At 66.5% G+C, this 19,658-nt stretch carries 17 protein-coding genes, 1 tRNA gene and 1 pseudogene; 9 read left to right on the forward strand and 10 right to left on the reverse strand.

The genetic code is table 11. The features are described from left to right. The first annotated feature begins 71 nt into the window (after positions 1-71). The 7 genes from ABZT47_RS28415 (at position 72) to ABZT47_RS28445 (ending at position 3,979) form a co-directional block, all read left to right on the forward strand. Positions 72-266 carry a DUF1918 domain-containing protein gene (locus tag ABZT47_RS28415; RefSeq protein WP_354848487.1) on the forward strand — a complete coding sequence of 65 codons (195 nt, stop codon included), beginning with the start codon at positions 72-74 and terminating at the stop codon, positions 264-266. 10 nt (positions 267-276) lie between these two features. Continuing rightward, positions 277-684: a secondary thiamine-phosphate synthase enzyme YjbQ gene (locus tag ABZT47_RS28420; protein ID WP_354848490.1), complete on the forward strand. Its 408-nt coding sequence runs from the start codon at positions 277-279 to the stop codon at positions 682-684. Positions 685-819: 135 nt separating this feature from the next. Next, positions 820-1,248, forward strand: coding sequence for a DUF3052 domain-containing protein (locus tag ABZT47_RS28425; protein WP_354848493.1), 429 nt, complete (start codon positions 820-822; stop codon positions 1,246-1,248). A 287-nt stretch (positions 1,249-1,535) separates the two neighbouring features. Next, the gene (locus ABZT47_RS28430) at positions 1,536-1,994 is read left to right on the forward strand and encodes a peroxiredoxin (RefSeq protein ID WP_354848496.1); all 459 of its coding nucleotides are present in this window, start codon (positions 1,536-1,538) and stop codon (positions 1,992-1,994) included. Between the two features lie 114 nt (positions 1,995-2,108). Next, on the forward strand, positions 2,109-2,384 hold the full coding sequence (locus tag ABZT47_RS28435) for a hypothetical protein (protein ID WP_354848499.1): 276 nt from the start codon (positions 2,109-2,111) through the stop codon (positions 2,382-2,384). A 409-nt stretch (positions 2,385-2,793) separates the two neighbouring features. Then, positions 2,794-3,867, forward strand: a complete 1,074-nt coding sequence (locus tag ABZT47_RS28440; protein WP_354848502.1) for an ROK family protein — start codon at positions 2,794-2,796, stop codon at positions 3,865-3,867. Positions 3,868-3,904: 37 nt separating this feature from the next. After that, positions 3,905-3,979: transfer RNA gene (locus tag ABZT47_RS28445), tRNA-Val, on the forward strand. 508 nt (positions 3,980-4,487) lie between these two features. On the opposite strand, the gene ABZT47_RS28450 is transcribed toward ABZT47_RS28445, so the two are convergent. The 10 genes and pseudogenes from ABZT47_RS28450 to ABZT47_RS28495 all read right to left on the reverse strand — a co-directional run bounded on the left by ABZT47_RS28450 (position 4,488) and on the right by ABZT47_RS28495 (position 17,889). After that, positions 4,488-5,654 (reverse strand): tyrosine-type recombinase/integrase, encoded by a 1,167-nt coding sequence (locus tag ABZT47_RS28450; protein ID WP_354848504.1) that lies wholly within the window; start codon positions 5,652-5,654, stop codon positions 4,488-4,490. Then, complete coding sequence (locus tag ABZT47_RS28455) at positions 5,651-6,007, reverse strand: helix-turn-helix domain-containing protein (protein WP_354848505.1); 357 nt, start codon at positions 6,005-6,007, stop codon at positions 5,651-5,653. The genes ABZT47_RS28450 and ABZT47_RS28455 overlap by 4 nt, the downstream gene beginning before the upstream one ends. Continuing rightward, positions 5,979-6,752 (reverse strand): DUF2637 domain-containing protein, encoded by a 774-nt coding sequence (locus ABZT47_RS28460; RefSeq protein ID WP_354848508.1) that lies wholly within the window; start codon positions 6,750-6,752, stop codon positions 5,979-5,981. Before ABZT47_RS28460 ends, ABZT47_RS28455 begins: the two co-directional genes overlap by 29 nt. A gap of 202 nt (positions 6,753-6,954) precedes the next feature. After that, positions 6,955-8,727: a ParB/RepB/Spo0J family partition protein gene (locus tag ABZT47_RS28465; protein WP_354848510.1), complete on the reverse strand. Its 1,773-nt coding sequence runs from the start codon at positions 8,725-8,727 to the stop codon at positions 6,955-6,957. A gap of 258 nt (positions 8,728-8,985) precedes the next feature. Then, positions 8,986-9,384 carry a hypothetical protein gene (locus tag ABZT47_RS28470; protein ID WP_354848513.1) on the reverse strand — a complete coding sequence of 133 codons (399 nt, stop codon included), beginning with the start codon at positions 9,382-9,384 and terminating at the stop codon, positions 8,986-8,988. 778 nt (positions 9,385-10,162) lie between these two features. Beyond that, a complete protein-coding gene (locus ABZT47_RS28475) occupies positions 10,163-10,762 on the reverse strand; it encodes a transposase (RefSeq protein ID WP_354848516.1) in 600 nt (199 codons plus the stop codon). A 101-nt stretch (positions 10,763-10,863) separates the two neighbouring features. Next, positions 10,864-11,784, reverse strand: a complete 921-nt coding sequence (locus ABZT47_RS28480; protein ID WP_354848519.1) for an ISL3 family transposase — start codon at positions 11,782-11,784, stop codon at positions 10,864-10,866. Between the two features lie 233 nt (positions 11,785-12,017). Beyond that, complete coding sequence (locus ABZT47_RS28485) at positions 12,018-15,479, reverse strand: AAA family ATPase (RefSeq protein ID WP_354848521.1); 3,462 nt, start codon at positions 15,477-15,479, stop codon at positions 12,018-12,020. Further along, positions 15,476-16,711, reverse strand: coding sequence for a DNA repair exonuclease (locus ABZT47_RS28490; protein WP_354848524.1), 1,236 nt, complete (start codon positions 16,709-16,711; stop codon positions 15,476-15,478). Before ABZT47_RS28490 ends, ABZT47_RS28485 begins: the two co-directional genes overlap by 4 nt. Before the next feature lie 282 nt (positions 16,712-16,993). Further along, a pseudogene (locus tag ABZT47_RS28495) lies at positions 16,994-17,889 on the reverse strand (IS5 family transposase). Between the two features lie 152 nt (positions 17,890-18,041). Here ABZT47_RS28495 and ABZT47_RS28500 point away from each other — a divergent pair. After that, positions 18,042-18,356: a hypothetical protein gene (locus ABZT47_RS28500; protein WP_354848527.1), complete on the forward strand. Its 315-nt coding sequence runs from the start codon at positions 18,042-18,044 to the stop codon at positions 18,354-18,356. A gap of 349 nt (positions 18,357-18,705) precedes the next feature. Next, on the forward strand, positions 18,706-19,389 hold the full coding sequence (locus tag ABZT47_RS28505) for a hypothetical protein (protein ID WP_354848530.1): 684 nt from the start codon (positions 18,706-18,708) through the stop codon (positions 19,387-19,389). Positions 19,390-19,658 lie beyond the last annotated feature (269 nt).

Here is a 19,658-nt window from a genome sequence, read left to right on the forward strand (position 1 = left end):
GGTCTCTCCCTCTTTTCGCCGGGAACGAGCCGTATGAGTCTGGAAGCGGCCGTGAGGAAGGAGGGATCTTCGTGTACGCGACCATTGGGGACCGGCTCCTCGTCCACGGGAACGCTGTGGGAGAGAGGGACCGGCCCGGCTTGATCATCGAGGTGCGAGGGCCGGACGGATGCCCGCCGTACGTCGTGCGTTTCGACGACGGACACACCGGGTTGGTGTTTCCCGGGCCGGATGCGGTTGTCGTCCCAGTTCAGCGGGGATCATAAGATCCGTCAGGTGAGATCTCAGACGTTCGAGGTGAGGACCGGGAACAAGGAACGGGTGCACGACATCACCCGGCAGTGCGAGGAGTTCGCGCGCTCGTGCGGGGGAGACGGTCTGCTGAACGTCTTCGTCCCGCACGCGACGGCGGGGGTGGCGGTGCTGGAGCTCGGCTCCGGCAGCGACGACGATCTGCTGAACCTGCTGGACGATCTGCTTCCGGCCGACGACCGATGGCGCCACGCCCACGGCTCGCGCGGTCATGGCAGGTCACACGTGATGCCGGCGCTCATCCCGCCGTACGCGACCGTCCCGGTCCTGGGCGGGCGGCTGGAGCTGGGAACATGGCAGTCGATCGCCATCGTCGACCTCAACGTCGACAACCCGGAACGGCGTGTACGTTTGTCGTTTTTGTCGGACTAGCAGATAACGGTGCGGGTCACCGGTCGTGGCGACCGTTGACGACGATGGGTCACAGCGTGTGGACTGTGCCGAAGCGGCCTCACAGGGGCCGGGTAAACCGCGTAACGCGGGGCCATTCAAGCAGGAGGGATAAACGTGAGCGCGACCGCGGGTCAGGCGCAGGGCGAGCGCGGCCTGGCCGAGCGACTCGGTCTGAAGCCGGGTCAGGTGGTGCAGGAGATCGGCTGGGACGAGGACTCCGATGAGGAGCTTCGCCAGTCGATCGAGGAGCTGACCGGCAACGAACTGGTCGACGAGGACTCCGAAGAGGTCATCGACGTCGTGCTGCTGTGGTGGCGCGACGGGGACGGAGACCTGTTCGACGCTTTGAGTGATGCGATGGCCGGGCTGGCCGACGGCGGCCAGATCTGGCTGCTGACCCCGAAGGTCGGACGAGACGGTCACGTCGAGCCGAGCGACATCGGGGAGGACGCCGCCACGGCGGGTCTTTCGCAGACCAGCAGCGTGAGCGCGGCCCGCGACTGGTCGGGCACGCGACTGGTCACTCCCAAGGGCCGCCGATAGCCCACCGGCCGTCGCCAGGGTCTCCGGCCGTCTCCATGACGTCCGGGACGTCGTCGTAGTGGCCGGGTGCCGGGCTCCGATCACCGGGGGGTGTCCGGAGCGGCCGGCCGTTCCCACGCGACCGGTCCCGTCGGGTCCGTCACGACGCCGCCGCAGCTCAGCGACTCCGCTTTCCCCTGCCGTACGGCGCACACCGGCCGTACGGCAGGCCCGATGCGCTCGCCGTGCTCGACGCGCGTTCATCTTCTATGCACCTTCTAGGCGTTTTCGGCGGGGAAAGGACCGGCATGGCGGTCGACGTGGGAGACAAGGCGCCGGACTTCGAGCTGAAGGACCAGCACGGCACCCCAGTACGGCTGGGCGACCTTCGCGGTCACCGGGTGCTGCTCGTGTTCTACCCGCTGGCCTTCAGCGGCATCTGCCACGGCGAGCTGTGCGCGATCCGCGACGAACTCGTGACCTCCGTGCCCGATGATGTACGGGTGCTGACCGTGTCGGTCGACTCCCTGTTCAGCCAGCGGGCGTGGGCCGACAAGGAGGGCTTCACCTTCCCGATGCTGTCGGACTTCTGGCCGCACGGCGAGGTTGCGCAGGCGTACGGTGTCTTCGATGAGCAGGGGGGTCGCGCCCTTCGCGGCACCTTCCTCATCGACGGCGAGGGCGTGGTCCGGTGGAAGGAAGTCAACCCGGTGCCCTCGGCGCGCGACATCTCCGGGTACCGCAAGGTGCTCGACGAATTCTCATGAACCGCGCCGGGCGGCGGCCCGGCGAAGACGGAGGCGGTGGCGACGATGCCCTGCTATCGGTGCGGCGTCCGGCAGACGGACCCGGTCCGGGGCGCGAGCCCTTGGCGCCGCGGCGTGCGGCGTGAACGGCAGGTGCTCATCTGCCCGTCCTGCCAGCGCGAGCACGACCTCGATCTCGACCTCGACCGCTGCGGGTCGTGCGGCTCCACCAAGCTGATCTGCAGGCTCGGCGAGGTCGAGTGCCGCTCCTGCGGCGCCGTACGGCTCGCCGACGGCGAGGACGCCGATCCGGACGACCGCCCGTCCCTGGTGCGCGCCGGCGCCCCCGGCCTGTCCGAAGAGGTGGAAGCAGCCCTCAACCGAGTCCTCGGCCGCCGCCCCTCCCCGTGACCCCGCCGGCCCACGCGCTACGGCCACACCAGTCGCAGCACGTACGGATCGGCTGCAGTACAGAGGAATCGGTCACAGTACGGACGGATCAGCCACGGTACGGGCGGACCAGTCACGGTACGGGCGGACCAGTCACGGCATAGGCAAACCCGTCGCCGTACGGGTGGACCGGCCATGATACGGGCGGACCGGTTCGCCTTACGGGTGGACCGGTGACGGTACGGGCGGACCAACCGCCGCATCACCTCCCGTGGTTTTGACTCATGCACCCATTTGGGCAAAACTGCGCGTGAATGCGCATTTCACTGGGCCGTCCGGCGGCCCGCCCGGCCGCGGAAGTGGGGAAGAACCCGGTGCTCGAGTCCAGCCACCAACCCGTCCACCGGAGCGTCGGCGTGGGAGCGGCGGCATGAGTCCCAAGGCCTACGTCGTCGCCCTCGATGTCGGCGGCACCTCCATGAAAGGCGGGCTCGTCACCTCCGGCGGCGAGGTACTGCTCACCGACCGCCGCCCCACCCCCCGCGACGAAGGCCCCCTGCGCGTCATCAAGGCCATCCGCGCCTTCATCGACCATCTCGCCGAATCGGGCCGAGCCCTCCTCACCTCCACCGATCCCTCCCACCTGTACCCCGCCGGAACGCCGTCCCCCTATGGCGCGCCGTCCATCCATGGTGCGCCGTCCGGGATCGGGCTCGCCGTGCCCGGGCTGGTCAACACCGACACCGCCCTCTACTCGGCCAACATCGGCTGGAGAGACGTGCCGGCCACCGACTTCACCTCACTCGACGTCCCCATCCGGCTCGGACACGACGTCCGCACCGCAGGCCTGGCGGAACGGATCCTCGGCGCCGGCCGATCGGAGCCGGACTTCCTGTTCCTCCCGATCGGCACTGGTATCGCCGGCGCGTCCATCGTGCACGGCGAGCCGTACGGCGGGTCCGGAGGGTGGGGAGGCGAGATCGGCCACATCCCCGTGTTCCCCGACGGCGAGCGCTGCGCCTGCGGCCAGATCGGCTGCCTGGAGACCTACGCCTCCGCCGCCTCGGTGGCCCGCCGCTACTCCGAACGCCTCAGCCGCGCGGCCTCCGTGCGTCCTTCGACGCCGCCGCCCACCGGAGCCGGTCCGGCCGCCGAGGACGTCGTGGCGCTTGCCATGCGTGGCGACCCCCACGCCTCTGCCGTCTGGGACGAGGCCCTGGAGGCGCTTTCCATCGCCCTGGCCTCCTACACCCTGCTCCTGGACCCCTCCTCGATCGTCATCGGCGGGGGACTGGCCGAGGCGGGCGCGGCGCTCTTCGACCCGCTGGGCGAGCGCCTGCAGTCCAGGCTGGCCTTCCGCCCCGCTCCTCCGCTGCGCCACGCGGCACTGGGCGTCAACACCGGGATGCTCGGCGCCGCCCTCCTCGGCTGGCAGGCGGCCGGCGTCCCCGACGCGGGATCCACCTGGGCGCTCAATGTGCTCAGGTCCCCTTCCGTACCGTAAGGTGTAGCCCACCCGCCCTTCACGACCAAGGGCACCCGGGCGCTTAGCTCAGCGGTAGAGCACTCGCCTTACAAGCGAGGGGTCACTGGTTCGAACCCAGTAGCGCCCACCAGCCAAAACGCCCCGTCTCTGATCTAGGAAACGGGGCGTGGGTGACTAACTGGGTGACTAAGGATTTCGGGCCTCGGGAAGATACCGACCCTGGCCGCCGTGTCCTCCTGGATGACCGGCATGGCATGGTCTGCCCAGACACTTTCGGTGATGGCATTGGTGCAGTGCGGTCAGCAGAAGGCCTCCGGCCGGCTGCCGGGTTCCGGGACGGGTCCGTCGACGCGGATGAGCGTGTCAGGTGGGTGCCGGGTGCTGTCGCCGGACATGCCATTCACATGATCGGGGTCAGTCAGGCCCGCGTCGTGGTCAGCGTGCCATTACCGTGCCATTAGCCATGCGGTGAGACGGTCGGGTGCCCTACCCGAGTTGTGCTCGCCCGCAGCTCATGGCCGTGCCGCGGGACGCGGGCTCCTCACCAGGCGAGGATGGCTGCCTTCCATCGAAGGGCTACTTGCGACAACGCCCCGTTCCTGATCTCAGGAACGGGGCGTGGAAGACAGGCTGGGAGGCTACGGGTTTTCGGGCATCGGGAAGATCCCGTCCATCGCCCGTGCACCCTCCTGGATGACGGGGCTGATCTGGTGGCGGTAGACGGTCTCGGTGACGACGGTGTTGGAGTGTCCGACCAGCCGGGAGATGTCCTCGATGGGGATGTCGTGGTCCGACAGCAAAGACACGAAGCTGTGCCGTAGCTCTCTGGGTGCCCAGTCCTTTCCGTTGAGTCCGGCATCGTCGAGCACCTTCCGGAAGTCGCGCCGCATGTTGTGGGCAGAGACGGGGGAGCCGCTGCTGGTCGAGAAGATCAGTTCGCGTGTGCCGTCTTGGGCTTGGTGCAGGGTCTTCAGTGCCTCCACGCAGCGTTTGGGCAAGGCGAGGCTGCGGCGGGATCTTGGTGTCTTGGTGTCGCCCTTCTTGCGTACCGAGCGCCAGACGTAGACGGCGAAGTCGGTGTGGTCCCAGCCGGCCTCGCCCACCGGCAGCCACGCCTGGGCCTGCTGGTCGTAGGTGACGACGTGACTCCAGGCGATCGCCCGTACTTCTTCGGTTCGCGCTCCGGACAGCAGGGAGACCACGATGTAGGCACGAATGCGTGGCGGCGCGGCGTCGGCCGCTTTCAGGACGGCTTCGGCCTGGGTGAGGGTCAGGGCCTTGGAGGGCCGGCCTGCTCGTCCTTCGGGTATCTCGCACAGTTCCACGACGTTGCGCTTGACCTTGTCGCGGCGCATGGCGTTCTTCACCGAACGGTTGAGGATGTTGTGGATCAGCTTGAGCGATCGGGTGGAAAGTTCGCCGGCCTTGCCCTGCAACCATCGGTCGACGTCTTCCACGGACAGCTCGCGGAGCTTGCGGGCGCCCAGGTGAGGGATCACATGGTTGCGGGCGTAGATCTGGTACATCTTGATCGTCGATGTGTCTCGTCCGTGGAGGCCGTTCTCCAGCCAGTAAGTCACCGCGTCTTTCACGGTGTAGTTCGGTGGAAGGGTGGGCTGGCCGTCCTCATGGTCCCTGATGATCTCCTTCAGCTTGTTCTTGGCTTCGGTCTTGGTCTTGCCGGTGGCCTTCTTCACGATGCGTTTCCCGGCGGCGGTGTAGCCGAGGGTCATGGTCGCGATCCAGCGTTGCCGTGCCTCGTCCCAGCGCAGGCCGCCGTCTCCTCGGCTGCGTCGCGTGGTCATGAGTTCTGCGCCTCTTGTTCCAGGAGCACGATGTAGTCGGTGATGGCCGAGGAGGGGATGAGCCGGGTGCGGCCCTGGGTGACTGAGCGGAGGCGCCCGGCCCTGATCAGTTCGTAGATCACGCTGCGGCTCAGGCTGAGCATCCGCATGGCATCGGAGACGCGATACAGCCGCGGAGTGTCCAGTGTCAGGCCACTCGTCTGGCGATGGCTGCGTGGCGGGGGTGGAAGGGGGGTTGTGATTGTGGCGGTGCGATGGATGCGGTGGTCGGTCAAGCTGGCTGCCTCCGGCATGCTGAGGTGAATGAATTGTCGATAAATATACTCATATATATGTCGCGTGTTGAGCAGCATGCCCGTTTTGCGTGGTGGTGCTGGTGGGCTGGGCCAGGACGGCGTGGATCCGTGTCGCCTTGGGATGGCCGATCCGCAGGTCGCGTTTGATACGGCGAATGGAAGGGATCTCGCCGTCGCTGAGCTCGTCGGTGTAGAGCGTGATCGCCGCGCGGACGTCCGGATCGAGGATCGGTGGCGGGGCGGCTGGAGCGGCGTCGTCGGGTGGGCGTGTAGGAGCAGGTTGTTCCGTTGTTCGGGAGGCGGGCGCATGGTCGGTCGTCCGCTGCGTGGAGGTGGGGCGGCCGTCTCGCAGGAGGCGGATCAGCAGCTCGAAGGAGCCGACCGCGACCAGGGCCGGCCAGCCGGCGACGATGGCGCCGACGATGCCGTGTCCGAGACCGTTGGCGACGTTGGCGCCGACGGTGGCGCACACGCCGATGACCAGCAGGCCCCAGGCGTGCCAGGGGGCTCTGCGGCTTTTGCGGGTGTAGTGCAGGATCACCAGGGAGCAGGTGGCGACCAGCCCGTCGACGGTGAGTGGGAGGGCTTGGGCGGTGGCGCCGATCTCCCCGTAGTGGGTGACGAGCCGGTAGGCGTGTCCGTAGCTGATCACGGCGGCGATACCGGTCACCACGAGGACGGAGAATGCCGCTCCCCAGCGGATCAGGCGGTCTCCGGTGCTCTCGGTGGCGGTGCCGCGGCGCGGGAGCACCGGTTCTGCGATGGGGACGGCTTCTGTGGGCTGTGCGGGGTCGTTGGTCAAGCAGGCGCTCCATGGGTTCGGGACAGGGGAGGAGCTCCCGGCGGCCCGGGAGCGGTTGACGGCGTGTTCGGGATCGGGACGGGGAATGGTTCCGATGGCCTCTGGGCCGGAGGACGGCCCGGAAGCGGGTTATGGGGAGGGCCGAGCGGCAGAGGACGACCGGGTGTGGTGCTGCCGCCCTCTGCCGGCAAGCCATGTGGAGTTATGCGGCTTTCGCCTGCACGTCATCGGTGTCGGCCTCGTCGGACCGGACCTCGGCCATCGCGATGTCCGAATCCGTGGCAGCGTCCAGTTCAGCAGCGGTGTCCGGCGCCGATGACCGGTACGAGGAGCGGGCGTTCACGCCGGTTGCACCGGGTGCCGGTTCGGACATGTCGAGAGGCGGGTCGTCGTGCTCGTCGTGCGATTCCGGTGCGGTGGACACCGCCCCGGATCTGGTCTCCTCGGTGGTGGTCTCGTCGGAGATATCTTCGGCGGGATTGTCACCGCGGTAGGGCACACCGTCGGCGACGGCCTTCTCGATCGGGCTGGGCTCGTAGCCGTGTGAGGCGCCGATCTCGGTGATGAACCGCAGCCAGGCGCCGGCGTCGGTTCGGGTGCAGGGGGAGTACTTGTCCTCGCGCCAGGTGTTGCGTCGTTCGCCGTCTCCGGTGATCTCGCGTTCGTAGGCGGTCGCGATCGGTGCCAGGGCGATCATCCAAAGGCCCTGCTGGCTGCTCTTGGCGACGTTCAGGGCGGTAGGGCTGCCGAAGGTCTCGAACACCTGCGTGTGGCGGGCTCCAGCCAGTGCGCGGCACAACGGTTCCGGCATGGTGACCAGTTGCTCGGTTACGAAGCGGGCGATGGTGGCCGCGACGTTCTTGGGTGGGGTCTTGTGCGCCAGGAACTCGCGCAACCACTGCTGGCGCACCGTGGCGGCGGCGGCCCACGCCTTGTTCCCCTCGACCACGATCTTGCGCTCGACGGCCGGCTTCACCGGCTGCGCGGTGGGCGTGGGTTCCGCCGGGGGCGGCGGGTTGGTGGTGCCGGTCTCGGCGAACACGTGGCCGTAGGCGACCGGGTCCAGGCAGTAGTGATTGGGAGAGGCTCCGGTCCAGGGGGCAAGCCATGCGCCCCGGCCCGGACAGGTGGCGTGCGCGTCGGCGTCCATCTCCTGGTCGCCGTTCATGAGCCGGCGCAGTGGCATGGCGCCGTCGGGTAGGTCGGCGGTGATCGTGATCCCGGACTGCTCCAGCTCCGCGATCATCTTGGCGCGGCGGGCCTTGGCCTCCCGTTCGTCCAGCAGGCGTTGCACGGTGTACTTGAGCGGGCCGTACCACCTGCGGTGGATGGCCTCCAGCGCTTCGGGGTCGTCCTCGAACGGCTTGAGCAGCGCGAGTTCCTCCAGCGTCCACTCGTAGTCCATCCCCGCGGCGAGCTGCTTGGCCGCGCCGCCCAGACCGCCGGCCCGTACGCCGGCCTTGACCTCGCGGGAGGACAGGCCGGTCACCCTGCGGATCTGGGTCCGTGTCATCCCGGCCTGCGCCGCTGAGAACAGCGCTTGCGCCTCCTCGTGCACCGACAGGCTCGTGCGGAATCTGCTGGTGATGAGCATGTGCAGGTACTGCAGGCCCTCGTCGTCGGCGGTGTCGGTGGAGAAGAAGTACGGCACGGCGGGCAGGCCGACCTTCAGGGCGGCGTCCAGGCGGACGTTGCCGTCCACTACCCGGTACCCGCCGTCCGGCTCGACGGTGATCTCCAAAGGCGTGATGATCCCGGCCGCGGCGACCGACCGGCAGAACTCCTCACTGGCCTGCCGATCCTGGCGGACGTTGCCGGGGTGGGCTACCAGCAGGTCAACCGGGATCATCGGCCGCTCGGTATAGACGGTTTCCCCACCTCGCGCGCCCTCGCCCTCAGAGGTGGGTGCGGCCGGGATGTCGACATCGGCGACCGGGACATCCACGATGTCGGGACTGACGGCCACTTCGTTCATGCGCCCTCCACAGGCTCATCGAGCCGGGCCGACCAGCCGATCGCGGCGGCTGGGGGACACGAGGTCCGGTCCCTGCCCGGCCCGATGTCACCGCGACGCACGCGGCCGGGAACGCAACCCGGCGGTCCCGGCACGGCCAAGATGTTGTCCGACGAAGGAGGAGAAGATCTTTGGCCGAGCCGGGACGAGCGCAGCGAGAGCCGGTTGCGGGCACGGCAAGGACGTCGCACTCTCACAAGCCGGGCAGGAGACCCGGGTTCACCCGCGCATGCTCTGGCCGGCGCCACTGGAAGGGCTGTCGCCGGGAAAGTACGATGGCGGCGAGTTCTCCTGCTCCGCGCTGAGGTCTCGGTCCTCGCAGGAGACGATCAGTGGCTGCCGGTGAATCACGGCGAAGACGGGAGTCGAGGGACCGGCGTAGGCGCCGGTGATGTTGTAGCCGATGTACTCCTCGGCTTCCTCCTCATCCATGCCCCAGCTCATGAGGACACGGACGCACAGGGACAGGTCGTACAGGGCGACGACCCGATGGGAGGTGCCGAACCAGCCTTCCGCCGTGCCGATCAGCGCGTCCTCCAGGCCGTCGGCCAGCAGCGCCTCACCGTCGCTACGCTCGACCAACTCCTGGCGGATGTCGTCGAAGGAGAGGTCAGTCATGCGCCCCTCCGTCTTTGCGCCGCTGCCGGGATCGATGCACCGGATGACCGGCACACCCCTGCGGAGCCAGTGCCAACGGCAACCCGCTCCTGACATCGAAGGGCTGCCCCGTCATCACTGCGGCCTGAAGCTGGTCCCGCAGCTCCCGCGCCGCCGCGAGAGAGTGGAACAGCCGGAGCCGCCGATGGCCGGCCACGGTCCAGCACACCCGGTGTACTGGACCGCGCCGCCCCTCATGACGGCTGATCCAGCCGCAGATCCAGATCTTGTACGTGACCCCCTGCTGGCGGCCACGAGAGTGAAACGTCGAACGGTCGATGGGGGATGCATTCATGGTGATAACAGCTCTCTCCTGGATAGGGCCTGCCCCAGAGCAAAGCCGCACGCCGACCCCCACAGGTGAAGGGACACGGCGAACTTGCCGCCGTCGACGCGACGACTCCGCTTCTATACCGATGTTACTTGCTTGCCCTTAATTTATACTGAGATATATAGACTGGTCAATGACACCCCGGGCGAGGCGGGCGGAACCCATCCCCGTACGCAGGGTCTGTCCAGAGGCCAACGGCTCTGTCGCAGATTCGGTGGTGACGGAAGGTTCTACTGCCTCACAGTGAGTCATGCTTGATCTTGACGTGCTTGTGAGCGCAGTGTTCTCGGGGTTGTCGCCGCTGGTGGTGAACGATGTGCAGGACGAGGGTGAGCGAATCCGGGTGCTTGCGCGTCTCGACGACGGCTGAATGCTGGCTCTGGCACTGATTCCGTGCGTTGACCCGCCTCAGTCGGCGAGGAGGATGCGTTTGCGCAGGAGGTCGGGGTTGGCTCGGCCATACATCTGGCGTTTGAGCATCTTGATGCGGTTGACGTGGCCCTCGACCTTTCCTGAGCTGTGAGACAAGGTCAGGCCGGCTTTGGCGGCGTCGAAGTCGCGGCGTAAGCCGGTGACGAAGGAGTGCAGTTCCGGCAGGTCGTCGGCCTGGACCCGGTTCATCCACCGCTCAAGGTGGCCGCCGCGAAGATTCATCATCATGTCGGCGAAGGCCCGGACGTGATCGCGGACGGCGGCCAGCGCCGGGCAGGCAGCGGTCAGGGCCCGCAGGTGCTGTTGCTCGTTGGTGTCGAGGTCATCGGGATTGCGCAGGAACCAGCCGGTGGCTTGGCGGACGGTGGGCGGCGGCGAGGGCCGCAGACTCACCGTGGTCTGGGCCCTCCAGGGCCGCAGATACTGGCGGACCGTGGTGGGCCTGCCGCGGTAGCCCATGGCTTTGATCTCCTGATAGAGCTGTTCGGCGTTGGTGCAGCCCTGCTCCCAGCGGTGCCGCAGGTAGACGGCGAACTCCTCCACCGCCCGGGGACGCTTGCCGGTGCCGTCGTTCACCAGCAGCTCCTCTGGGCTGCTCGCGCGGGCGAAACGCCGGATGGTGTTGCGGGCCAGCCCGAGTTCGTGGGCGATCGCTCGCAGGCCGCGGCCTTGGGCGATCAGCTGGTGGACCAGGGTGTGCCGGTGGCGGGTCCGATCGGCCAGACGGCCGGCCCGCGGCTCGGTGTGAGCGGCCCCGGCCGGCAGGTGCGCGGTGGTCGATGCCCCGGCAAGGGAATGTCGATGGGCCGGGTGGCGGGGGTGAGGTCGCGTAGGTGGTGGCGATGCTTGGCGATGGCGCGCTCGACGGCGTCGCCGAGGTTGCGCCACATATGCCAGCGGTCGGCAACTTGGATCGCCTGCGGTGCACCCCGGGTGGCGCCATCGGCGTAGCACCCGGCCCGGTCCCGGCAGACGACCTGCACACCGGGCCGTCTGCTGAGCCACGCGGCCAGCGCGTCCGCTGATCGCTCCGGCAGCATGGCGACCGGCCGGCTGGTGGTGACGTCGATCAGGATCGTGCTGTAGGTGTGGCCGCGGCGCAGGGCGAAGTCATCCACTCCGAGCACCTGGGGACCATGTCCCGACTGCGGGTCGGGCAGGGATCGAACCAGCCTGATCAGCGTCATTCGGTTCACCGCTGCCGCCAGGCGGTGGGTGAGCCGGGCACCGGCCCGGCCGCCCAGCGCCAGGCCGATCGTCTGCAGCAGGCTCCGCAGCGGGGCGCTGTAGCGGCCGTAGTGGACGGTCAGCCCGGGTACCTGCTCGGCGAAGGTCTTCTTGCCGCACTCGTCGTTACCGCACCAAAACCGCAACACCCGCAGGTGAAGCACCGTCTGGTGGCCGCTTACCGCGGTGTCGCACACCCGCCGCCCATAGCTGCTGTGCACGCGCTGGGAGACCATCCCACACTGCGGGCAAGCAGCCTGTGACGTCCTGGTCCTGGCCCGGATCCGTACCGATCTCCCCGACCGGCCCATATGGTCGATCTGCAGGCAGGCCAGGTGAGGGAACAAGACCGTCAGTAACTCCGAGGTCATCACCCAGCATGATCAGCAAGGCTGGCAGTCGACCGGCGGAAGATCACGAAATTGGTGCCAGAGCCAGGATTCAGCCGTCGTTGAGACTTGATCAGCCATGGTCACAGGTACGACGTGGCCGGTGCCTTCGGGCACTCCGCTACCCCGTTTCTATAAGCCACATTCGCGTGGGGTGAACTGGCTATCCTCGCCCGGCTGAGGAATCAGCTGGGCTCTTCATGTTCGTCGAAGTCTCAGCCGCTCGCGGTCATGGCGGGCGCGAAGCGCGGCAGTCGGTGCACGTGTAGGCGGTCGCTGGGAAGTTCTGCCTGAGCGAGTTCGGCCAGGTGGTCGTGGTGGGTGAAGACGATCGTCTGGAACCGGTCGGACATCTTGTCCAACACTCCCAAGGCGGCACGGGTTCGTTGGTCGTCGAAGGTCATGAAGATGTCGTCGACGATGAACGGAAGTGTGCGATTTTCCTCGGAGTAGCGCTCCAAAGAAGCCAGCCGCAGCGCCAGGTAGAGCTGGTCACGAGTGCCCTCACTGAGTCGGTCGGCGGTCAGCAGCTCAGAACCGCGTCGTGCCAGTACGATCGGTGAATCCCCGTCCTCGTCGAGTTCCAGTCCGCCATAGCCGCCGAGCGTCAGATGCTCGAACAGCAGGCTCGCCCGCGTGAGCACCGGGTCCTGCTGCGCTTGCCGATACTCCTCCATGCAGGACAGGACGATGTTCCGGGCAACCTGCAGTCGGAGGTACTCCTCGCTCTCCTCTAGAAGCGCGGCCGCAGTGGTCTCTACGCTCGCGGCCGCCTGTATGGCGGTGGCGGAACCATCAAAGCTGGCGAACTCAGTCTTCTTCTCGCCGAGTAGTTGGGACTGGCGGGTCCGTTGGTCGTCGAGGTCGGTGACGTGATCGGTGACTGTGAGAAGTCGAGCCTTGAGTTGGTCCTCGTCGGTTTCGGGGATCTCCGCCATGAGCGTTTCGGTGTTGGTCGGAAGCGCCGCGGTGACCTCAGCGAGGCTCGCCTGTAGATTTCTGTGGGATTCACTCCGTTGGACGGCTTCGCTGAGGGCGTCGATGCCGTCCACCCCAGACCTTTCACACAGCTGCGCGAGTTCGGTCCGCAACCCCTTGAGGGCCTCTCTAAGGTCACGGGTCGCGGTATGTAGGTCGGCCTGATCGCCGAGAAGAACGGCTCGCCGATCCACTATGGAACGGTTCTTTTCGGCATCCCGGTAAAGACTGCCCACAAGCTGGTGACGTTCGATCTCGTCGGTCGGCATCGCACGACCGCAGGCGGAGGCGGTGGCCGCAAGCAGTGAGTGGAACCGGTCAAGTGCGGTGGCGGCTTTCTCAGAGTCACGCTCGTTCTTGGCCGCATCCGATACCCAGGTGGCAACTTGTCCGAGCCGTTCCAGATCGGTGAGGGCGGCGGCGGTGTCCCGGTCTGTTGGCAGACTGGCCTGCTCGAGCAGCTTGTGCCAAGTGGTCTCCCAGCCGGCCAGGCTCCGTTCGTGCTCGGCGACTTCGGCTTCGGCGGCAGCGAGCTCCTCGCGGGCCGCGACAAGCTGGCCTTCATGCGCGTCGTGCGTACGTGCCAGTTCGTCCTGCTCGGCCAGCCGCTGCTCGGCGACCTCGCGTAGTTCGGGAAGTTCTGCCAAAGCATTTTCAGCTCCCAAGGACGGAACCTCCTCCCGCGACCTCAGCACTTCACGGAGCCGTGTGATGTGCAGGGCGGCCTGCTCCCGCAAGGAGGAGAGGCGAGCTCGGGCGTCACCCAGTTCCCCGAGACTTCCGCGGAGTCTCTCGACACCGTCCAATGTGGATGCGGCGCCACCGAGCTTGGGCGCGGGGCCCGGAAACCCTTCCCACAGGCGGTCCCATTCTGCGTCCAAGCAGTCGGCCCGGTTGTCCTGGGCAGCGTGCTCTTCGTCGAGTGCGGCCAGCGCCTTCTCGTCATGGCCGATCTCGAGTTCCAGCCGGTAACGGTCGGCGATCCGGGACGCGTCCCGACGCATCCGGTCGGCGATCTGGTCGGTACGGTCGAGGGCCAGTTCGAAATCTCCTGCTCGGTCGTGCTGCCCGTCGCGGATCACGAGCCAGAGCTCATGCCGGACGGACCTAGCCTCCGCGAGCTCTGCTTCGGTGGGGGGCGGGTCACCGCTCAGCAGGGTTGCCAGGTTGACGCGCTTGCCATCCAGCCTGGCGATCAATGCTTTCCGCTGCTTGGCCAGCTCGCACCCGTCCCGCTTCAGGTCCTTGCGCGCCTCCACGTGCTCGTCGATCTCAGTCCGGGTGGGCACGGTCATCGCGTCGACATGCTGTGCCGGGATTCGCAGCTCCAGCAGTATTCGCTCGACGATGCTGTCTAAACGCCGGACGTCTTCGTCGGCAGCGGCCATGCGGGTGAGCAGGTCTTGGGGAACGGCGTTGAGCGCAGCATGGAGCGGCTTCGTATCTTCAAGCGTGGCAAGCTCGCTGAGCCGCTTCTCCGCCGTCTCCAGGTTGCGTCGGCGCTGGTCTACCGCCTTACGGTCCCGCGCTAGGGCCGTGTCGATGGCGGTGCGCTGGTCGTGCAGGTCTTGGATACGTCTCTGCACTGACGTGGGCACCGTGTAGAGGTTGGTGTCGTCCAGCGTCGCGTCCACATGGACCTGGGTGAGAGCGGAGAGTGCCTGGTCACGGAGATCCGTGACGGTGTCGGAGGAGTTCGCGAGCCGTTCGGCGGCTTCCTGAGCCGCCTTGCGCTCCTGGTAGAGGGTGTCAATCGCGTCCTGTGTGGAGAGGAGATCGTCGTCGACGACCAGTTCCTTCAGTTCGCCCACGACATCATCGAGGCGCCGCTGCGTGTCAGCCAGTTTGTTCTCCGCCAGCCGCAGGTCCTCGCGCAGCTGGGGAAGGCGTACGGCGATCTCCGCCGGGGCGATCGCCCCGGCGGCTTCCAGAGCATTGAGGTCGGCTAGCAGGGCGGTTCGTCGGTTGAGTGCCGGTAGCGCCCCGACAAGCCGCTCCACACGGGATTGCTCGCTCCTGAACTGCTCCAGTTCCTTGGTGAGCGCGTTCAGGGCTTGCTCGGCGTCCTTGACCTCCTGCTCCCTGTCGAGGTACTCCTGCGGGCGCAAGGTTGCCGCGCGGACCCGGTTCTGCGCCTGCTTCAACTCGGCCAGGAGGGCGTTAATCCGGGGGTTCTGGCCCCGCCGCTTGTAAAGGTCGCCCAGACGCTCGTCGATCGTGCGCAGAGCGTCGGACAGGCGGCCTCCCGACCGGGTGGCGGCCAGCGCCTGCTTGAAGTCTCCGCCTCCGCGCGCCAGTGCCTCACCTCCCCGCCGCAGCTCGGCACTGCCTAGAGCGAACACCGAGGTGAAGGTTGACCGGTCGATGCCTCCCAGCATCGTGTTGAGCACCGACTGGTCGAGCGGCTCTCCGTCGATGCGGCGGAGCGGCGTCTTGCGTGCCTTGACCCTGATGAACTCCAATGCGGTACCCGCTGAGCCCCGCACCAGCGCACTCAGCTGTAGCGCGGCCTTGTCATGGACGAAGTCGTAGCGCGATCGTTCGTCGATGCCATAGAGGAGCTGGTCGAACGCGTGCAGCGCGGTCGACTTGCCGGCCTCGTTCGGCCCGGCGATCATGTGGATGCCGGGTGCCGACAGATCCAGCACCATCCCGCTGAAGGGGCCGAACGCGATCAGGTCCAGCCGGTCGACTCTCATCGGGTTCGTCCCTCCGTGAGCATGGATTCCAGCAGATCGATGGCGTCGTCGCCGAGGCGCCGCAGCCACTCCGGGTCATTGGGGAGGATCCCGTCCTGGTTGTGCTTGTCCGGCGGTAGCTGAGGGTAGAGAGGGTCCTCGGTGACCATCCGCTGCAGAGCGGCGGTGTCCGAGCGGAGCGCCGACGCCGTACGCCGGAGATCGGCGAGCAGCCCCATGGTGCCTTCGCCGGGCGTCTCGGGCAGCCGGGTCTCGATGCGCACCTTCTCCACCCACAGGTCGCCGAGGTCGTTGGCGACTGAACGGATCTCGTTGACGAACTGATGCCGTCCGTTCCACAACTGGAGGTGAGCGCTGCTGCGGCCCACGAGGCTGACCCGTATGGCCTGCAGCTTGCCGGAGGGCAAGCCTTTGAGCTGGGTCTGCACAAGATCTGCGACGGCATCGAGATCTCCGGCCAGCGAGACGTCGATGCGCAAATGCTCCCAGCGTGCCACGTCAAGGTCGTGATGGACGGCGGAGCGCACGCGCAGGTCGTCGCCGACCGTGACCACGGTGCAGCCCTTCGGTCCTGTCTCCCGGGCATGGCGGCCCTGAATGTTACCGGGGAAGACGATCCACGGATCCTCCTGGACGACCTCGCGGTTGTGTACGTGGCCGAGGGCCCAGTAGTGGTATCCCTTTCCCGTGAGGTGATCCACCGTGCAGGGGGCGTACCTGTCGTGGCCGTCGCGGCCGTTCAGTGCGGTGTGCAGCAGCCCGACGTTGAAGAGATCCCGGCAAGGAGGGGGATAGCCGAGGGCGAGGTTGTCGGTGATGTCCCAACGGGGGAAACCCTGCCCGTGCACCGCCAGCCCGATCTTCTCATCGCGTACGGTCTCCGGCGCTTCGACGTCGAGCATGCGCACGTTATCCGGTAGCGGCAGCCGACGGGTCATCTTGTTCTGCGCGTCGTGATTCCCTGAAACGAGGTAGACGGTGATGCCCTGCGCACGCAGCAGTGACATCTGCTTGCCGAAGAACAGCCCGGTCTGGAAGTCGGGCCAGTCGCCGTCATAGATGTCGCCGGCGAGGAGGACACCGTCGACCGACTCTGAGATCGCAAGCTGAACGAGGTTCTCCAACGCCCGCCGAGAGGCGATGCGCAGTTCCTCGGCCGGTGCGCCCTCGTACACTGACAGGCCACGGAGCGGGCTGTCGATGTGAAGGTCGGCGGCGTGGATCAGTTTCACGCGTTCTCCTCCGGAACTGGTTGATCCTCTGATGATGACGTGTACGTAAGGTGGAGGTGGGGCGGTAGGGGATATTGATGGGTACGTTCCAATGAGGCGCGACTAGGTGAAATGTGAGCTGCCAACTGTGTGAGGCATCCTGGTCTGTCGTGGCAATGGCCAGGAAGTCAGTCCCTGTGAGGGGTGCGCGCTCATGATCAAGGACCAGGAACGTACCATCTGGTGCCTTGGTCGAGTAGATGTGGGGAGGCCGCTCGTCGCTAGGGCCTGTATCGAAGCCGGTCAGAGCCATTCGTTGATCGCGGCGACGAGGATCGTGGCTTGGTAGCGCACGGCGAGTTTGTCGTAGCGGGTGGCCACCGCGCGGTGGCGTTTGAGTCGATTGATACCGCACTCGACAGCATGGCGCTGTGTGTAGAGCTCGGGGTCGAAGATGGGTGGCCGCCCGCCCTTGGATCCCTTGGCTCGACGGTTGGCGTCCTGGTCAGCCTTGCTGGGAATGGTCGCCTTGATGCCGCGCCGCCGCAGGTAGGCACGGTTGGCTGTGGAGGTGTAGGCCTTATCGGCCAGGACGCGGTCCGGGCGCGTGCGGGGAGGTCCGCCGCCCAAGCGGGGCACCCGGATGCCGCCAATGACCGCGGTGAACTGCGGGCTGTCGCCGCGCTGCCCGGCGGTCAGCACGATCGCCAGCGGCTTGTACCCCTGCTCGCAGGCCAGATGTAGTTTGGTGGTCCACCCGCCGCGGGAGCGGCTCAGTGCGTGATCGGCCGGTTCGTCACCGTCCCGGCCACCCGGCGGCTCGGCCTGCAGGTCCCCCTTATCCGTGCGCCCGCGGCGTGCTGATGCGCGCGGGCGACCGTGGAGTCCACGCTGACATCCCAGGTGATCTGCCCGGCCGCGTCCGCCCGCGCCTACAGCGCGGTCATGATCTGCTGCCAAGTGCCGTCTCGCTGATAGCGCCGGAACAGGGCGTACACCGCTGGCCAGGATCCGTAACAGGCAGGCACGTCGCGCCAGGGCGCGCCGGCCCGGACCCGCCAGCGGATCCCGTCGATCAACTGCCGTTTGCTGAACGACGACGGCCGCCCTGAGCGTTTCGGTGCAGGTAGCAGCGGTTCCAGCACCGCCCACTGCGCATCGGTCAGGTAGAACCGCCTCGTCACCGCTAAGGTGGCCAACGAGGTCTCCGGTATTCAGGTTGTTCTTGGTCGATCAACCCTCTTACCGGAGACCTCATTCGTTGTCGATCTCCATCGCCCCACACGAGCTTCGGAACGGCAGAGCCGCCACAGCAGGCTTTGATACAGGCCCTAGTTGAGAAGATGAAGACGTGACCTACAACCCAGACGGCGACCCCGTCGCGTTCAATCCTACTGACCTCGACTCGGTGGACGCCTGGCTAAACAACCCGGTCGTGAACGCGCTAGATGAAGATCTCGGACGACAGTTCCGTACGCTGCCACCAGAGCAACAGCTGGCCGAACTCGCCCCAGAGTTGGAGAAGGCGCAGGCCCAGTACGAGCACCTCGCTGGCACCATCGCTGGAGCGCCCGCCGACGATCCCCGCCGGTTCCTGCTCATGATGATGGGTGGCCAAGTAGAGAACATCCGCGCGCGGATGAACGAACTCGGCGGCAGCGTCTAGCGTCGGTGATGTGCGGAACGAGATCAATACCTTCTTCAGCCTTGCCCAGGCGTCGGTGCTTGATCACGGGGGATCCAGAACCTCCGACCCTACGGGCTGACACGAACAAGCTGTCGTAGGCGATGATGGTCGGATGTCGAACGCCTCACCTAGCACTGGGCCGATTGAGCATCGCCCCCCTAAAGAAGGCACTATCAAGCAACTGTATGGAACCGCATGGAGGTGCGGGGAGCCTTCCTGCGCAAAGCCCCTATATCGCCTGAACGATGACACCGGGGAGTACATCCTCAACAGTAGGATCGCCCACATCCACGCCCGTAGCCGGGGCGGCCCACGCTGGGACCCGGACATGTCCGAGGAGGCTAACCGGGACGCGTCGAATTTGATTCCACTGTGCGAGACGCACGCTTGGGAGATTGATCAAACTCCGCAGCACTTCACCGCTGACATGCTGCGCGAGTGGAAGAGGGAACAACTCGCCGAGTATCAGACTCTGCAACGTTCCTGGACGCTGACTGACGCCGAAGTGACCGAAGTTTTTACAGTGTCCTTCACCAAGATGCTGGAAGAACGGCTCCTCAGCGGCATCTATGCGGCTGCGGAATCCGCTCGGCAAGAGAACCGACATCAACGACAGCGGTCGCTCATTGCAGACATGGTCCATGCCGCCAATAGCTGGACCGATACCTTACAGATACTCACCCTCAGCACCGCAGGCAATCGGTGGAGGATGAGCGACATTATCGAATGGGCGAACACCGATAGTGGGCGTGCGATGGCGAGTAACATGGAGCTCATCAAGACGAACGCACGAAAGCTACGCTTCGAAACAAGGCACCCTGATTTGCTGGCGGCACTCGATGCTGCGCAAACTGCCGTGGGCAACCCCGAGATCTTTGATCCGATCTGGAGTGGATCTGCTAGCAAAGCCGAGGCGCGGGCAGTCATCTACCAACATCTCAACCATGTCAAACGAGTCTTCCTAGATCTCGAAGAGATCGGGATCGCGGTACTGGCCGACCCGCCACCATAGACCACTTGTATCCGGCCTCCAGTCGGTATATCTGGTCCCACTGTGAGGTGGCGCGGTTTGTACACAGAGGTGACGACGTTGTTGAGGCGTTTCGACATGTAGAACGCCGGCCCGGGAATGTCGCAGGGTTGGATCACGTCCGCGGGCCGGACGGGCATTTGAGGTCGGTGGGTGTCATTGTCCCAGGGCATGCCGGATGTGGCCGTCACCGAGCACGAATACGCCGGTAAGACCATCCGAGCGGCCTGTTCAGCCTCCCCGAGGCCGCC

Source organism: Sphaerisporangium sp. NPDC005289 (assembly GCF_040607455.1).
Taxonomy (GTDB): domain Bacteria; phylum Actinomycetota; class Actinomycetes; order Streptosporangiales; family Streptosporangiaceae; genus Sphaerisporangium; species Sphaerisporangium rhizosphaerae.

Excerpts from the sequence above, each read along its gene's own strand:
- ABZT47_RS28430 (WP_354848496.1), top strand. The coding sequence starts at position 1,536 with ATGGCGGTCGACGTGGGAGACAAGGCGCCGGACTTCGAGCTGAAGGAC.
- ABZT47_RS28440 (WP_354848502.1), top strand. The coding sequence starts at position 2,794 with ATGAGTCCCAAGGCCTACGTCGTCGCCCTCGATGTCGGCGGCACCTCC.
- ABZT47_RS28450 (WP_354848504.1), bottom strand. The coding sequence starts at position 5,654 with ATGACCACGCGACGCAGCCGAGGAGACGGCGGCCTGCGCTGGGACGAG.
- ABZT47_RS28455 (WP_354848505.1), bottom strand. The coding sequence starts at position 6,007 with ATGCTGCTCAACACGCGACATATATATGAGTATATTTATCGACAATTC.
- ABZT47_RS28465 (WP_354848510.1), bottom strand. The coding sequence starts at position 8,727 with ATGAACGAAGTGGCCGTCAGTCCCGACATCGTGGATGTCCCGGTCGCC.
- ABZT47_RS28470 (WP_354848513.1), bottom strand. The coding sequence starts at position 9,384 with ATGACTGACCTCTCCTTCGACGACATCCGCCAGGAGTTGGTCGAGCGT.
- ABZT47_RS28480 (WP_354848519.1), bottom strand. The coding sequence starts at position 11,784 with ATGACCTCGGAGTTACTGACGGTCTTGTTCCCTCACCTGGCCTGCCTG.
- ABZT47_RS28485 (WP_354848521.1), bottom strand. The coding sequence starts at position 15,479 with ATGAGAGTCGACCGGCTGGACCTGATCGCGTTCGGCCCCTTCAGCGGG.
- ABZT47_RS28505 (WP_354848530.1), top strand. The coding sequence starts at position 18,706 with ATGTCCGAGGAGGCTAACCGGGACGCGTCGAATTTGATTCCACTGTGC.